The following is a 14,171-nucleotide window of genomic DNA, read 5'->3' on the forward strand; positions in this document are numbered from 1 at the left end:
CTGGCCGCCGGGCGCCGCCCCTGTTGCGCTCCGGGCAGCCGGATCAGCTGGCCGCTGGACCGACCCGCCGTCGGTACCCGCCCGGCGTGAGACCGAGGACCCGACCGGAATTCGTTGGCGAGGTGGGCGTGGTCGCTGTAACCGAGGTCAGCGGCGACATCGGCCAGGGTCGTACCGGGATCATCCCGCAGACGTTGGGCAGCTTCCTGTAGCCGGCGGCGGCGGATCATCGCTGCCGGCGGCAACCCGACGAACCGGGCCGCGAGCCGCTGCATCGATCGGGCGGACAGATGTAGGTGGCGGGCGACATCCGCTACTGTGCGCACCGTCGGATCGGCATTGATGACATCTGCCATCCGGTTGGCTAACAGCGCCTCGTGCTGCGGTGGTGGCACCGTATCGGAAAGCCACGTCGCGAACGCGTCCACGGCCTGGCGGTGCCGAATGGGTGGATCATCCGGCCCGAGCATCGCTCGCCCCACCCGCTCCCGCAGGACTGGGAGGTCCAGGAGTTGGTACCGGTCCCGTAGCACCGCCGGTGCGGTGGCGAAGTGGGGCACCGCCGCTGGCCGGAGTAGGGCTCCGACCGCCCAGCCGGTGCCGGTCAGTTCGCGGTACGAGCTGCCGGTCGTTGGTCCGGCGAGGCCGACCGTGGCTGGTTCGACCACGAGATTGCAGGCGGGAAAGGCGATCAGCTGCTGTCGGGAGGTCTGCCCGGCCGGGAGACGCCACTCCGGAATCCAGAACCAGTGCACCAACTGTGCCACCGAATCTGGTGCCGGAAGGCGGGCGAACGTGGGAAGCCGCGCCGGATAGAGGACACCCCGCCGGCTCGCCGTACCGAGCTCGGATTTCTGTCGCGAATCTTCAAGCCGGTGCACGCTGCGCCTACCTATCGTCAACTCCTATGACTGATCCGAGCCAAGCCGCCGACGGCGAGTACAACACGAACGGCACGCCGCGCGGAGCTACCAGCCTGACTCCCTTTCTGGCCATCCCGGATGCCCGCGGGGCCATCGACTTCTACCAGAAGGTCTTCGGTGCGCGGGTGGTTGACGTGACCGAGCTGGGTGGTGTCGTGGCCCACGCCGTCCTCGACTTCGGCCAGGGGCTGCTGCAGCTCGGGGAGCCGATGCCCAAGTATGGGCTCGTCCCGGCACCCGAAGGGGAGCAGGACTGCTACTCCATCGGCTTCTACTGTCCGGACGTCGACACCGTGGTCGAACAGGCCCAGGCGGCCGGCGCGGTCATCCGGGAAGCCCCGTCTACCTTCGTCTCGGGTGACCGCTACGCCAGCATCCGGGATCCGTTCGGCGTACGGTGGTCGGTCCTGACCCGGGTGGAGGACCTCTCCGAGGAGGAGAGCGCGCGACGCGTCGCCGACTGGGCCAAGCAACAGGCGGGGTGACCGGGCGCGGGTAACGGGCATCACCGCGCGGTTGACCCGAGTTCTCCGTACCCGCCGGCGACGGCGCTCACCCCAGGTGGGTACGGAGGAAGGCCAGCTCCAGCTTCAACAGATGCTCACTGACGCCGCCGGCCGCCATGTGGGTCGCGCCGGTGAGCGGCAGCACCGAATGTGGGTGTCCGTTGGCCAACAGCGCGGCCGACAGTCGCAGCGTGTGCGCCGCCACCACGTTGTCGTCGGCCAGCCCGTGCACCAGCAGCAGCGGCCGGGCCTGCTCCGTGGTGGCGGCCAGCTCCACCAGGGAATGGTGGGCGTACACGTCCATCCCGTCCTCGGGCAGGCCCAGGTAGCGTTCGGTGTAGGCGGTGTCGTACAGACTCCAGTCGGTTACCGGCGCCCCGGCGATCCCACACCGGAACAGCTCCGGGCGGCGCAGCACCGCCAGCGCCGCCAGCCAGCCGCCGAACGACCAGCCCCGCACCGCCACCCGGTCGAGGTCCAGGTCCGGATGTTTGTCGGCGAGCGCGGTGAGCCCCTCCACCTGATCGGTGAGGACCATGTCCGCCACCCGCCGGTGGATCGCTTTCTCGAATGACGGCGCCACCCCCGGCGTACCGCGGTTGTCGATCACGACCACCGCGAACCCGGCGTCGGCCCACCACTGCCGCTCCAACCACGCCGACCGCGCCGCCAGCACCTCCTGGTGGCCGGGGCCGCCGTACACGTCCAGCAGCACCGGCAGCCGCCGCCCGGAGACGTGGTGCTCCGGGTAGAGCACCGCGGCCGGCAGCCGCCGGTCGGTCACCCGCTCCAGCAACGGCAGCGGAGCGTACGGTGGGGCCGCTGCGAACGACCGCAGCGTCGCCACCTCCCGGTCGCCGCGCCAGACCTTCCAACGCAGACCCGGGTGGTCCAGGGAAGCGCTGCCCACCACCAACACGTCCCCGCCCACGACACCGACGTGCCAGCCGGAGTCCGGGGTGATCCGGCGTACGTCCATGCCGCCGCCGACCGTGGTGCGCACCCGGAACAGGTGCTGCTCGCTCGGCTCCCCCTCGGCCGCCTCCACCAGCAGGTCGGCCGCTCCGGTGCCGGTGAGGGCCGGGAGCCGTCCCACCACCCGGCGCACGTAGAGCGACGGCGGCGTCAGCAGCGTTCCGTCGGCGAAGAGGCAACGTGCGTCGTAGCCGTCGTGGGCCAGTTCCCCGCCGACCAGCACCCGGCCGTCCGGCAGGTGGGCGGGAGTGCCGGGGACCGGCTCCACCCAGCGCGGGTCGGCCAGCTCGGCGTGCACCTGGGTCTCCCCGGTGCGTGGGTCCACCGCGAGCACCAGTCCGTGCTGTTGGGAGCGGCGCAGCACGGTGATCAGCGGGCCGCCGTCAGCCCAGTGCACGGCGGTCAGGTACGGGTAGGTCTCCCGGTCCCAGTGCACGTCGACCCAGCCGTCGTCGAGATCGAGCAGGTGCAGGCTGACCTCGGCGTTGGGTCCGCCAGCCCGGGGGTAGGCGACGGTGGTCGGCGCGGTCGCCGGCTCGGCCGGGTCATGCAGGTGCCACCGGCCCAGTCGGGACTCGTCTACCCGGGCGGCGAGCACCGAGCGACCGTCCGGCGCCCACCAGTAGCCCCGGAACCGGTTGAACTCCTCCGCCGCGACGTGCTCGGCCAGCCCCCAGATGACCCCCGCGTCCTCGCCGGCGAGCATGGTGTCGGTGCCGTCGTGCTCGATCACCCGAAGCTCCCCCCGGCGGACCCCGGCCGCGGCGTCGGTCACGTACGCCAGCCGCTGCCCGGTCGGGTCGGGGCGGGGATCGAGCACCGGGCCGGCGGCGGCCACCTCGACCACGTCGCCGTGGATCAGGTCGGCCCGGAAGAGTCGGCCACCGAGGGCGAAGATCGCCACCCGGCCGGCCGAGTCGAGGGCGTACGAGCCGATGCCGGCGGCGCTCAGCCGCAGCCGCTCCCGCAGCGTGCGTTCTCCCGGGCTGAGCTGGTCGGCATCCTCCGACAGGAGCGCCGCCGGATCGGCGACGAGCCGCTCCTGCCCGGTGTCGACGTCGAGGAGCCAGAGCGCCTCGGTGGCGTCCGTCGGCCCGCCGGAGCGAAGGAAGAGCACCCGGGAGCCGTCGTCGGCCACCGAGATCGCGCGCGGCGCTCCGTGGCGGAACCGACGGGTCCGCGCGGCCAGCTCCGGAAAGTCCACACGTCGGATCGTAGGGCGGTGCCGTGGGTGATGTGGCGGACCTGCCCGGACGCATCCAGGTCGGCTGCGAGAACCGCCGGATAGAGTGACGGACGTGACGACACTGCCCGATCGCCGGCTCCTGCTGGTCCATGCGCATCCCGACGACGAAGCCATCGGCACCGGCGCGACGATGGCCCACTACGCGGCCACCGGTGCTCACGTCACGCTGGTCACCTGCACCCTGGGTGAGGAGGGTGAGGTGCACGTGCCGGAGTTGGCGCAGCTCGCCGCAGCCGAAGCCGACCAGCTCGGCGGCTACCGGATCGGGGAGCTGGCGGCGGCCTGCCGCGCGCTCGGGGTCACCGACCACCGTTTCCTCGGCGGCGCCGGCCGCTATCGCGACTCCGGGATGATGGGCCTGGCCACCAACGAGCACCCGCGTGCCTTCTGGCAGGCCGATCTCGATGTGGCCGCCGGGCAGCTGGTGGAGCTCATGCGGGAGCTCCGCCCCCAGGTCATGGTCACCTATGACGGCAACGGGTTCTACGGCCATCCGGATCACATCCAGGCCCACCGGGTGGCGATGCGGGCACACGAGTTGGCCGCCGCCGAGGGGTTCGCTCCGGCGAAGGTCTACTGGACGGCGATGCCGCGCAGTGTGCTGGAGGCCGGGATGACGCACTTCGCCGGCTCGTCGGACAACCCGTTCGAGGGCATCCAGGAGGCGGTGGAGTTGCCGTTCTGCACGCCGGATGAGCGCATCGCCGCCCGGATCGACGCGAGCGGGCAGCACGCCGCGAAGGAGGCGGCGATGCGCGCGCACGCCACCCAGATTCCGGACAACTCCTGGCTGTACTCGATCGCCGGTAACTTCGGCAGCGAGTTCATGGGGGTGGAGTACTACACCCTCGCCGTCGGCGACAAGGGCCCCGGCTTCGGCCCGTACGGGTGGGAGGACGACCTCTTCGCCGGGCTGCCGGTCGCGGAGGGCTCGGACCGGACTTCGGCCGCGGAGGGCTCGGACCGGACTCTTGCCGACGGCGTCAACCGGGCCCCGGTCGGCGCGACCGGTCAGTGGTGAGTCTTCCCGCCGTGCCGGTGTCGGTCGTGCCCGACGAGAGCGCCCCGCCTCCAGCCCGGGGCGACGTCCGGCTGGTCAGCCGGGCGTTGCGATTCACCGGCGGCGTGTTGGCCGTCGCTGGCGGGGCCCTCAGCGCGGTGCTGGAGCTCCTGCTCGCCCCGCTGCGGGTCGGCGGCCATCTGATCGGTGTGGCCGTGCTGGTCGCGGTCGGGTTGAACGTGGGCCTGAGCTGGTTCGCCCTGGCTACCGTCGGGCGTCGGTGGGCGGTGGCGCTGCCCGCCGTGCCGTGGTTCTTCCTGGTCGCAGTCGCCGGGATCCGCACCTCGGAGGGAGACGTGCTGCTGGCCGGCACCTGGGTGGACCTGTTGCTCGTGGTGGCCGGCGCGATGACCTTCGCGGTGCTGGGGTTCCGGCAGATCCTGGCTGCCCCGCCGGCTACCCGGCCCGGGGCCTGACGACACCCGCCCTCCGGTGGTAGACATTCCTGCCAGGACGACCCGTACGAGTGGTGGCGGGCGGTATGGCGGGAGGGTGCGATGAGGCAGCGGTGGCGGGTGACCGGAGCGCTGGCGGGTGCGTTGTTCGTAGTCAACGTGGTCGCTCGGTTGATCATCCGGGTGGGGTTCGACGATGCGGACACGACCGCGGCTGACCGGGTGTCACTCGGGATGTTCGTGGTGATCGGGGTGGGCCTGGCCGCGGTCGCTTTCGCTTGGAGTCGAAGCCGGCCCGCCGCCGAGTGGGGGGCGGACATCGGCGCCGCGGTCGGCGTCGCGCTGGCGCTGACCGTACTGGTCGCGCCGCTGCTGGTGGGGAAGAATCCGTTCGGGGACGGTGCGGGGACCTTCTTCGCGCAGATCTGGCTCTATGCCGCGGTCGCTGGCGTCGGGGTGTTGCTGGGCTATCTGCTGGCCGTCGCGCTCGGCCTGGACCACCGCTCCGGGGTGCTGAGGCGGTACGCCGAGTCCAAGGCGGCGAAGCCACACAAGCCGGTCCGCCGCTGACCCGGTTCAGTCGGCTGGTGCGGTTCGGGTCCGGTAGGTGTGATGGGTGGTGAAGCCGAGGGCTCGATAGAGCGGCACCGCCTCCGCGTTGCCCCGTTCGACCTGGAGGAAGGCGTTCGTCGCGCCGACCGCCGTACCCCACTGCGCCAGGGCGCGGACCACCCGCCGGGCCAGTCCTTGCCGGCGTGCCTCGGGTGCCACCTCGATCAGACTGAGGCCGAGCCAGCGGCCCGTCCCGGTGACGGTTCCCCGGCCGGTGGCGACCAGCCGGCCGTCGACGCGTACCTGGGCGAAGCGGATCTGGGGCACGGCGGTGAGCACGTGCCGGGCGGCGGCCGGCAGGTCGCCCTTGCGGTTGGCGGCGACCGCCAGCCAGTCCGCCGACGGCGCGGCGGTCAGCTCGACCGGCGGTGCGTCGCTGATGTCGGGCCGGGCGGGCGGCAGCGCGGCCAGCGACACCGTCTGGACAAGCACCGGCGAGCCGCTGCTCCACCCCCGGGCGTCGAGCTCCGCGCTGACCGGCGCGGCGAGTGGAAGCGGCGTGTTGATCATGGCTGGTCGACCGAGGTCGGCGTACCAGCGCTGCACCGCGTCGATCGCGGCGGGAAGTGGCCGGTCCGGGTCGCCGACCGGTAGCGCCGAGTTGGCGCGTCCGGTCCAGCCATCGGCGCTGCGCAGCAGCCAGTCGCCCAGTTGGGCCCGGTTCGGTGCAGGCCAGGCTGCGTCGGCCGCGTGCTCCAGCGCGGCCACCGCGGCAGCTGCCGGCCGTCGGGAGGGGGGTACTCGCCGCGCCCGGTGGATCTCGGCTCTCGGCACCTCGAGTCGACCCTGCGCGGTGATGAGGGTGAGATGGCTCTCGTTCAGCTCCGCCAACTCGCCGAGGGCGTCGGAGAAGCAGGGCCGGCCTGCGCGAATCCCCACAATCCGGCGGACCACGACCCGCTGTCCCACATCCTCTGGTTGGAGCACGATCGACCTCCTCCCCGACGAGATACTAGGCTCATACCCGTCGCGGGTGATCGCGGCGTGTCTGCGGAGGAGAAGATCGGTGACCTACATCATCGCCGAGCCGTGCGTGGATGTGCTCGACAAGGCATGCATCGAGGAGTGCCCGGTCGACTGCATCTACGAGGGCAACCGGATGCTCTACATCCACCCCGACGAGTGCGTCGACTGTGGTGCCTGTGAGCCGGTGTGCCCGGTCGAGGCGATCTTCTACGAGGACGACGTGCCGGAGCAGTGGAAGGACTACACCGCGGCCAACTACGAGTTCTTCGAGGACCTGGGCTCGCCGGGCGGAGCCTCGAAGATCGGCAAGGTGGAGAAGGACGCCACCTTCGTCGCGGCGCAGGCGCCGCGTGGAGAGGCACACTGAACCGGCCCACGCCGGTCTCGGCTCGGCTGCCGGAGTTCACCTGGGACGCCCTGGAGGCCGCGGCCACTCTGGCCGCGGCGCACCCGGGGGGCCTGATCAACCTCTCCATCGGTACGCCGGTTGACCCGGTGCCGCCGTCGATCCGGCAGGCGCTGGCGGACGCCTCGGACGCCCCCGGTTACCCGCTGACCGCCGGCTCGCCAGCGCTGCGGGCCGCGATGGTGGCCTGGGCGGCGCGTGCCTGCGGTGCCGACCCGGAGGGGCTCGGCGTGCTCCCGGTGGTCGGGTCGAAGGAACTGGTCGCCTGGTTACCCACGCTGCTCGGGATCGGGCCGCGGGACGTGGTCGTGGTGCCGTCGGTGGCGTACCCGACCTACGAGGACGGGGGGCGGCTCGCCGGGGCGACCGTCGTGCGGGCTGACTCGTTGACCGCCCTCGGTCCGACCCCCCGGGTCCGCCTGGTCTGGGTGAACTCGCCGGGGAACCCGACGGGGCGGGTGCTGCCCGCCGCCCACCTGCGCAAGGTGGTCGACTGGGCCCGGGAGCGCGGTGCGGTTGTCGCCAGTGACGAGTGTTACCTGCCGCTGGGCTGGGAGGCCGAGCCGGTCTCGGTGCTGTCGCCGCAGGTCTGCGGCGACTCGTACGACAGCGTCCTAGCGGTGCACTCGCTGTCCAAGCGGTCCAACCTCGCCGGCTACCGGGCCGGCTTCGTCGCCGGCGATCCGGCGCTCGTCGCCGAGCTGCTCAAGGTGCGCAAGCACGCCGGGATGATCATGCCAGCGCCGGTGCAGGCCGCGATGGTGGCCGCGCTCGAGGACGAGCGGGACGCCACCGAGCAGCGGGAGCGCTACCGGGCTCGGCGGGCCGTGCTGCACGCCGCGTTCACCGCCGCCGGGTTCACCGTCGAGCACTCGGAGGCTGGCCTCTACCTGTGGCTGACCCGGGACGAGGACTGCTGGGCGACGGTCGACTGGCTGGCCCGGCGGGGCATCCTGGTGGCGGCGGGCGCCCTCTACGGGCCCACCGGCGCTCGGCACGTCCGGGTGGCGCTGACCGCATCCGACCAGCACGTGGCGGCGGTCGCCGACCGGTTGGCCGACTGAGAGCGGCGGGTGTCGACCGTGACCGACGCTGGGAGCACCGCGGCCGGGGCGGCGTACCGCGGGGTCCGGGCCGCGGTCGTGGGGACCGGTCTGATCGGGGGATCCATCCTGCTTCGGCTCCGCGAAGCCGGTCTGGACGTCACTGGCTGGGATCCAGACCCGACGACCCGGGACCAGGCGCGCGAGCGGGGAGTGCCGGTCCCGGAGACCGTCGAGGCGGCGGTCGCTGGACGGGAGCTGGTATTCCTGTGCGGGCCGCTACCGACCCTGCCGGCCACCCTGTCGACGGTCGCCGCGGCCAGCGGGCCCGACTGCGTCCTCACCGACGTGGGTAGTACCAAGGCAGAGGTGGCCGCGGCGGCGGCCCGGCTTGGTCTGCTGCACCGGTTCGTGCCGGGGCACCCGATGGCGGGCGCCGAGTTCGCCGGGCTTGCGGCAGCCGGGCCGACGCTGCTCGACAGCGCCGCGTGGGTGCTGTGCCCGGGGCCGGCGACGGCCCCGTTCCGCTGGCTCACCGGGCTGATCCTGGCCGTGTTCGGGGCTCGGGTGGTGCCGCTGGCCGCGGCGGAGCACGACCGGGCCGCCGCCCTCGCGTCGCACGTGCCGCACCTGCTCGCCGGGGCGCTGGCCGGGGCGAGTGGCCGGGCAGCCGCACCGGATGCCGTTCTCGCCCTCGCCGCCGGCAGCTTCCGCGACGGCACCCGGGTCGCGGCCACCCCGGCGGAGCGGACGGCCAACTTGCTGCTCGGCAACCGGGACGAGGTGCTGCGGGAGCTGACCGGGGTGCGGGCGTACCTGGACGACCTGGCCGAGGCCCTGCGCTCCGGAGACCGGGAGCGGCTCACCGCGCGCTACGACGAGGCGGGGGCGATCCGGCGCATGCTGTCCGACCGGGCGTACACCACCCAGGTCCGCGAATTCCCGGTCAATGGGGAGCACACCGCGGAGGTCGACTGGCTTCGGGAGATCGGCGCGGCCGGCGGCTATCTGGGCGGCTGCCAGGTGCACGAGGGTCGGGTCCGCTACACCGCCGCGCTGCCACGGCCCGACGGGCCTGCCGGCGCGGTTGACCGCCGCTAGGGTGTGCACATGGTGGCTGGACCGGTGGTGGCGGTTCGCGGGGAGTCTTTTCGGGAGGTCGCGCCAGAGCGGGCCCGGTTCGCGGTGGCCGTGATGGCCCGGGACCGGGATCGGGAGGCCACGCTGAGCCGGCTGGCCGAGCGGGCGGCCGCCGTCCGGGTGCTCCTCGACGGGTACGGCTCGATGATCGAGCGGCGGGAGACCGGCGAGCTGCGGGTCTCCCCGGAGCTACGACGCTCGGGGGAGAAGGTGCGCGCATATCACGGCAGCGTGCGCACCACCGTCACGGTTACCGATTTCACCGCCTTGGGCGAGCTGCTGCTGCGCCTGGCTGACCAGGACCAGGTCGAGGTGTCGGGGCCGTGGTGGTCGCTGCGTCCGGACAGCCCGGTCTACCGCGAGGCCCGGCAGGCGGCGATCGCCGACGCGCTGCGGCGGGCCCACGAGTACGCGGAGGCCCTCGGCGCCCAGGTAACCGCGCTGGTCGAGCTCGCCGACGCTGGTATCGATCGACCAGCAACCTTGGCTGCCCGGTCCTTCTCGGCTACTGCCGAGGGAGCGCCCGAGCTCGACCTGGACCCGCGACCCCAGTCGGTGCAGGCGGTGGTGCAGGCCCGGTTCACGATCAGCGAACCAGATCTCAGCTGATGGGTCCGGCCCGAGTGGCACCTGTCGCCGAGTTGGTGGCGCGGGCCCGCGCGCTCGCCGACACCGGCTCGCGCCAGCTGCTGGGCATCGCCGGCGCTCCCGGCGCGGGCAAGTCCACCCTGGCCGCGCAGATCGTCGCCGGGGTCGGGCCGGCGGCCCGACTGGTGTCGATGGACGGGTTCCACCTTGCGCAGGCCGAGCTTGTCCGGTTGGGCCGGGCGGAGCGGAAGGGCGCCGCGGACACGTTCGACGCCAACGGCTACGTCTCGCTGCTGCGCCGGCTGCGGCGCCTGGAGCCCACCTCGGTCTACGCGCCGGAGTTCCGGCGGGAACTGGAAGAGCCGGTGGCCGGGGCGGTCGAGGTGCCGCCGGCGGTCCGGCTGGTGGTTACCGAGGGTAATTACCTGCTGCTGCCGGATTGGCCGTGGGAGGAGGTCCGGCCGCTGCTGCACGAGGCGTGGTTCCTGGATCTCGATGCGGAGCAGCGGCTGCGCCGGCTCACCGCGCGGCACGAGGCGTACGGGCGCTCGTGCGCCCAGGCCCGGGCCTGGGCGCACGGCACCGACGAGGCCAACGCCGCGCTGGTGGCGAGCACGGCGCACCGGGCCGACCTGGTGGTGCGCCTCGCCGAGCCACCACTGGGCTGAGTCGCCGTACGACTGCGGTGTGGTAGGCCGGCCGCTCGCCGCTTCCCGTTGCTGACCTGCGCTTCGTGGTCGAAGCGTGTCCATCCGGCGATGGCGTCAGCACTTGTGACGAGTTCGTAAGCGTAGATAGAACGTTATCTGTCGGATGCCGGAGCGTGCGCTTGGGAATGCAATTCTGCGACCTGTCAATGCGACTCCCGTAGATGTAATCCTCGACGAGGAGGCCCCGTTGCACCGGAGAAGAACAACGGCCGTCATCGGCCTCGTGCTCCCGCTGGCGTTGGCTGCGCCGTCCGCTGCTCCTGCCGCGCCGTCCGCCGTTCCCGCCGCGCCGTTCGCCGTTCCCGCCACCACGGCAGGAGCGGCGCAGGTCGAGTCCGACAAGTTGCACACCGTTACCTTGATCACCGGGGACCGAGTCACGGTGACCGCCGCCGGCAACGCCGAGGTGCGTCCCGGACCGGACCGGAAGGGCATGCGCTTCCTGATCGACCACGAGCGCGGCGGCCAGCTCTCCGTCGTGCCACAGGACGCGGTCGGGCTGATCCAGGCCGATCGGGTCGACCGTCGGCTCTTCGACGTCACCGGGCTGATCGCCGCCGGCTACGACGATGCCAGCCGGGACACGCTGCCGTTGCTCGTGTCGTATCCGGACGCCCCGGGCAGCCGCGGTGCGGTCGTGCCGGCCGGCGTGCGGGTGACCCGCGACCTGCCGGCGATCAACGGTGCCGCGGTGACCGTCGGCAAATCCGAAGCCGCCGCGGTCTGGTCTGCTCTCAACGCGGGTGCGACCGACGTTCGGTTCGGTGCGGAGGAGGGCGTCGAGCGGCTCTGGCTCGACGGTCGTCGCACGATCAATCTCGACCACAGCGTCGGCCAGATCGGGGCACCCGCCGCCTGGTCGGCGGGCCTCACCGGAGCGGGGGTGACCGTGGCGGTGCTGGACACGGGCATCGATGCCACCCATCCGGACGTGATCGGCAAGATCGCCGAGGCGCGCAACTTCATCGGGACGCCCGATGCCCACGACCCCGTCGGGCACGGTACCCACGTCGCCGCCACCATCGCCGGCAGCGGTGCCGCCTCCGCGGGCCGGTACAAGGGCGTGGCACCCGACGCGACGCTGCTCGATGGCAAGGTCTGCCACCTGTTCGGCTGCTCCGAGTCGGCAATCCTGGCCGGAATGCAGTGGGCCGCGGTCGACCACGGAGCTGACGTGGTCAACATGAGTCTGGGCGCGCCGGACAGCCCAGAGATCGACCCGCTGGAGGAGGCGGTTGGAGCGCTGACGGCGCAGACCGGCGCGCTCTTCGTGATCTCGGCCGGCAATGCCGGCAAGGTCGGCGGAGACGCCACGGTCGGCTCTCCGGCCAGTGCGGACGCCGCCCTGGCCGTCGGGGCGGTCGACCGGGCGGACGAGCTCGCCGACTTCAGCAGTCGGGGGCCGCGAGTAGGTGACGACGCGCTGAAGCCCGACATCACCGCCCCCGGGGTCGACATCGTCGCCGCTCGGTCGGCCCAGGGCAGCATCGGTGAACCGGTAGGGGAGCACTACACCCGGCTCTCCGGTACCTCGATGGCCGCCCCGCACGTGGCCGGTGCGGCGGCACTGCTCGCCCAACAGCATCCGGGCTGGACGGCGGAGCAGCTCAAGTCGACCCTGATGGCGGCCGCCCGGCCGCATCCGGCGCAGACCGCGTACCAGCAGGGAGCCGGGCGGGTCGACCTGACCCGGGCGATCGGGCAGACGGTGACCAGCGATCCGGTCAGCGTCTCGTTCGGCCTGGTCCGCTGGCCACACGACGACGACCAGCCGATCACTCGTGCCGTCTCCTGGCGCAACTCGGGATCCAGCCCGGTCGCGCTCGACCTCACGGTCGAGGCGGCCGGCCCCGGCGGCCGCCCGGCACCCGCCGGCATGTTCACGCTCGGTACGGATCGGGTCACCATCCCGGCCGGCGGTCGGGTCGAGACCACCGTCACCGTGGACACCCGGCTGGGTGACATCGACGGCTACTGGACCGGTCGGGTGGTGGCTCGCTCGGGCGAGACCATGGCGGTCACCCCGTTGGCGGTGAACCGTGAGGTGGAGAGCTACGACCTCACCCTGACCCACCGGGATCGGGCCGGAGCGGCCGCGGCGGAGTACTGGACCAACCTGGTCGGGCTGGACTCGTTCGGTCGTTGGCTCGCCTACGACGCCGACGGGACGGTGGAGGTGCGGCTGCCGAAGGGCCGGTACGGGCTGAAGTCGGCGATCTTCGAGCCGGCCGGGGAGGGGCCCGGCGGCGCGACCGATCTGGTCGCGCCGGAGCTGGTGATCGACGGTGAACGAGCTGTCACCGTGGACGCGCGGACCGCGGAGCCGATCCGGGTCACCGTCCCCCGGCGGGATGCGACGCCGGCTGTGGTCGATCTCGGCTCGTCCTTCTACAGTGCCGACGGCGGCTCCGCCAACCTCTCCCTGCGGGCGGCCGACTTCGACGGCATCACCGTCGGTCAGATCGGGAACGGCAGCGTCTCCGACGAGATATTCGTCGCCACCATCAGTAGTCAGTGGGCCGATCTGGAGGCGGCACACAGCCCCTACCTGTACGCGCTCAGTGAGACGATCCCGGGACGGGCACCCACCGGCTTCGTCCGGGACTACCGCAAGAGCGACCTCGCTACCGTGCAGCATCGGTTCCACGGTGGCTATGAGGGGATGGTCGCGGAGCGGTACGTCCTGGCCACACTGGAGCACCCCTTCTACGGGGCATTCGTCAGGCTGCCCACCACGGTGCCCGGTCAACGGGTCGAGTACTACAACACCACGGGGGTGCGCTGGAGTGCCGTGATCAATTTTGACGCACCAGACCTGAAGGCGGCGTGGCACGAGCCGACGGCCTGGCTGGTGTCCGAGCCGACAACGTACCGGGCCGGCCGGGTCACCCGGGAAGTCTGGAACAGGGCCCCGCTCGGGCCGTCCTTCCCCGTGCTGACCGTGGACGACCCGGCGGACGTCATTCACGTGAGCCGGTTGGGCGACACCATTCACGCCGGTATCCCGATCTTCACCGACGCCGCCGGCCACCGCGGCAACTCGCTGGAAGAGACCGAGCGGATGCGGCTGTGGCGCGACGGGGAGCTGGTCGGCGAGTCGGAGGTGGCCCGCTTGGGCGAGTTCCCGGTGCCGCCGGCCGCGGCCGACTACCGGCTTACCGTCGAGGCGACCCGCGGCTTCACCGACCTCAGCACGGAGGTGGAGTCCACCTGGACCTTCCGTTCGGAACACGAGGCCGGCCCGGAACCGGTCCGGCTACCGCTGTCGTCGATCCGGTTCAACCCGCCGCTGGCCGCCGACAACAGTGCCCGCGCCGGTCGGCTGCTGCCGGTCCCGGTCGAGGTGCGGCGCCAAACCGGTGCGGGCACCGCGACCGTCGCGAAGCTGACCGTTGACGCCTCGTACGACGGCGGGAGGACGTGGCGCGAGGCACCGGTACGGCGTACGGGCGACGGCTGGACCGCCCTGGTCCGGCACCCCGACGAGGCCCCGGGATACGTGTCGCTGCGGGCCAGCGCCCGGGACACCGAGGGCAACACGGTGAGTACGCGAATCCTGCAGGCGTATCGCCTGAGGTGAGCCGTTGGCGGGTCCGCGGCT

General features: G+C 72.4%; 12 protein-coding genes and 1 pseudogene. 10 read left to right on the forward strand and 3 right to left on the reverse strand.

Going from position 1 to position 14,171, the window contains the following annotated elements; translation table 11 throughout:
• Nucleotides 1-43: 43 nt before the first annotated feature.
• A pseudogene (locus tag K228_RS26625) lies at nucleotides 44-767 on the reverse strand (helix-turn-helix domain-containing protein).
• Nucleotides 768-907: 140 nt separating this feature from the next.
• On the opposite strand from K228_RS26625, the gene K228_RS0101140 reads away from it, so the two are divergent.
• Complete coding sequence (locus tag K228_RS0101140) at nucleotides 908-1,408, forward strand: VOC family protein (RefSeq protein WP_025616751.1); 501 nt, start codon at nucleotides 908-910, stop codon at nucleotides 1,406-1,408.
• 67 nt (nucleotides 1,409-1,475) lie between these two features.
• Here the strand turns inward: K228_RS0101140 and K228_RS0101145 are convergent, their stop codons facing one another.
• The gene (locus K228_RS0101145) at nucleotides 1,476-3,608 is read right to left on the reverse strand and encodes a S9 family peptidase (RefSeq protein WP_025616752.1); all 2,133 of its coding nucleotides are present in this window, start codon (nucleotides 3,606-3,608) and stop codon (nucleotides 1,476-1,478) included.
• Nucleotides 3,609-3,693: 85 nt separating this feature from the next.
• Here K228_RS0101145 and mshB point away from each other — a divergent pair, with 85 nt between their 5' ends.
• The 3 genes from mshB (at nucleotide 3,694) to K228_RS0101160 (ending at nucleotide 5,675) form a co-directional block, all read left to right on the forward strand.
• Nucleotides 3,694-4,671: an N-acetyl-1-D-myo-inositol-2-amino-2-deoxy-alpha-D-glucopyranoside deacetylase gene (gene mshB, locus K228_RS0101150; protein ID WP_025616753.1), complete on the forward strand. Its 978-nt coding sequence runs from the start codon at nucleotides 3,694-3,696 to the stop codon at nucleotides 4,669-4,671.
• A gap of 11 nt (nucleotides 4,672-4,682) precedes the next feature.
• On the forward strand, nucleotides 4,683-5,126 hold the full coding sequence (locus K228_RS0101155) for a hypothetical protein (protein ID WP_033776340.1): 444 nt from the start codon (nucleotides 4,683-4,685) through the stop codon (nucleotides 5,124-5,126).
• An 81-nt stretch (nucleotides 5,127-5,207) separates the two neighbouring features.
• On the forward strand, nucleotides 5,208-5,675 hold the full coding sequence (locus K228_RS0101160; RefSeq protein ID WP_025616755.1) for a hypothetical protein: 468 nt from the start codon (nucleotides 5,208-5,210) through the stop codon (nucleotides 5,673-5,675).
• A 6-nt stretch (nucleotides 5,676-5,681) separates the two neighbouring features.
• On the opposite strand, the gene K228_RS0101165 is transcribed toward K228_RS0101160, so the two are convergent.
• Complete coding sequence (locus K228_RS0101165) at nucleotides 5,682-6,644, reverse strand: GNAT family N-acetyltransferase (RefSeq protein WP_025616756.1); 963 nt, start codon at nucleotides 6,642-6,644, stop codon at nucleotides 5,682-5,684.
• 79 nt (nucleotides 6,645-6,723) lie between these two features.
• On the opposite strand from K228_RS0101165, the gene fdxA reads away from it, so the two are divergent.
• The 6 genes from fdxA to K228_RS0101195 all read left to right on the forward strand — a co-directional run bounded on the left by fdxA (nucleotide 6,724) and on the right by K228_RS0101195 (nucleotide 14,150).
• Nucleotides 6,724-7,050 carry a ferredoxin gene (gene fdxA, locus K228_RS0101170; protein ID WP_012014965.1) on the forward strand — a complete coding sequence of 109 codons (327 nt, stop codon included), beginning with the start codon at nucleotides 6,724-6,726 and terminating at the stop codon, nucleotides 7,048-7,050.
• Nucleotides 7,047-8,153 (forward strand): succinyldiaminopimelate transaminase, encoded by a 1,107-nt coding sequence (gene dapC, locus K228_RS0101175; RefSeq protein WP_281171541.1) that lies wholly within the window; start codon nucleotides 7,047-7,049, stop codon nucleotides 8,151-8,153. The genes fdxA and dapC overlap by 4 nt, the downstream gene beginning before the upstream one ends.
• A gap of 18 nt (nucleotides 8,154-8,171) precedes the next feature.
• The gene (locus K228_RS0101180) at nucleotides 8,172-9,233 is read left to right on the forward strand and encodes a prephenate dehydrogenase (RefSeq protein ID WP_025616758.1); all 1,062 of its coding nucleotides are present in this window, start codon (nucleotides 8,172-8,174) and stop codon (nucleotides 9,231-9,233) included.
• Between the two features lie 9 nt (nucleotides 9,234-9,242).
• A complete protein-coding gene (locus tag K228_RS0101185; RefSeq protein WP_025616759.1) occupies nucleotides 9,243-9,881 on the forward strand; it encodes an SIMPL domain-containing protein in 639 nt (212 codons plus the stop codon).
• Nucleotides 9,881-10,528 (forward strand): nucleoside/nucleotide kinase family protein, encoded by a 648-nt coding sequence (locus tag K228_RS0101190; protein WP_025616760.1) that lies wholly within the window; start codon nucleotides 9,881-9,883, stop codon nucleotides 10,526-10,528. Before K228_RS0101185 ends, K228_RS0101190 begins: the two co-directional genes overlap by 1 nt.
• 265 nt (nucleotides 10,529-10,793) lie before the next feature.
• Nucleotides 10,794-14,150 carry a S8 family serine peptidase gene (locus K228_RS0101195; RefSeq protein WP_025616761.1) on the forward strand — a complete coding sequence of 1,119 codons (3,357 nt, stop codon included), beginning with the start codon at nucleotides 10,794-10,796 and terminating at the stop codon, nucleotides 14,148-14,150.
• Nucleotides 14,151-14,171: the final 21 nt, after the last annotated feature.

Origin of the sequence: Salinispora cortesiana, from assembly GCF_000484695.1 — a bacterium.
Taxonomy (GTDB): Bacteria; Actinomycetota; Actinomycetes; order Mycobacteriales; family Micromonosporaceae; genus Micromonospora; species Micromonospora cortesiana.

Excerpts from the sequence above, each read along its gene's own strand:
- K228_RS0101140 (WP_025616751.1), top strand. The coding sequence starts at position 908 with ATGACTGATCCGAGCCAAGCCGCCGACGGCGAGTACAACACGAACGGC.
- K228_RS0101160 (WP_025616755.1), top strand. The coding sequence starts at position 5,208 with ATGAGGCAGCGGTGGCGGGTGACCGGAGCGCTGGCGGGTGCGTTGTTC.
- K228_RS0101185 (WP_025616759.1), top strand. The coding sequence starts at position 9,243 with ATGGTGGCTGGACCGGTGGTGGCGGTTCGCGGGGAGTCTTTTCGGGAG.
- K228_RS0101190 (WP_025616760.1), top strand. The coding sequence starts at position 9,881 with ATGGGTCCGGCCCGAGTGGCACCTGTCGCCGAGTTGGTGGCGCGGGCC.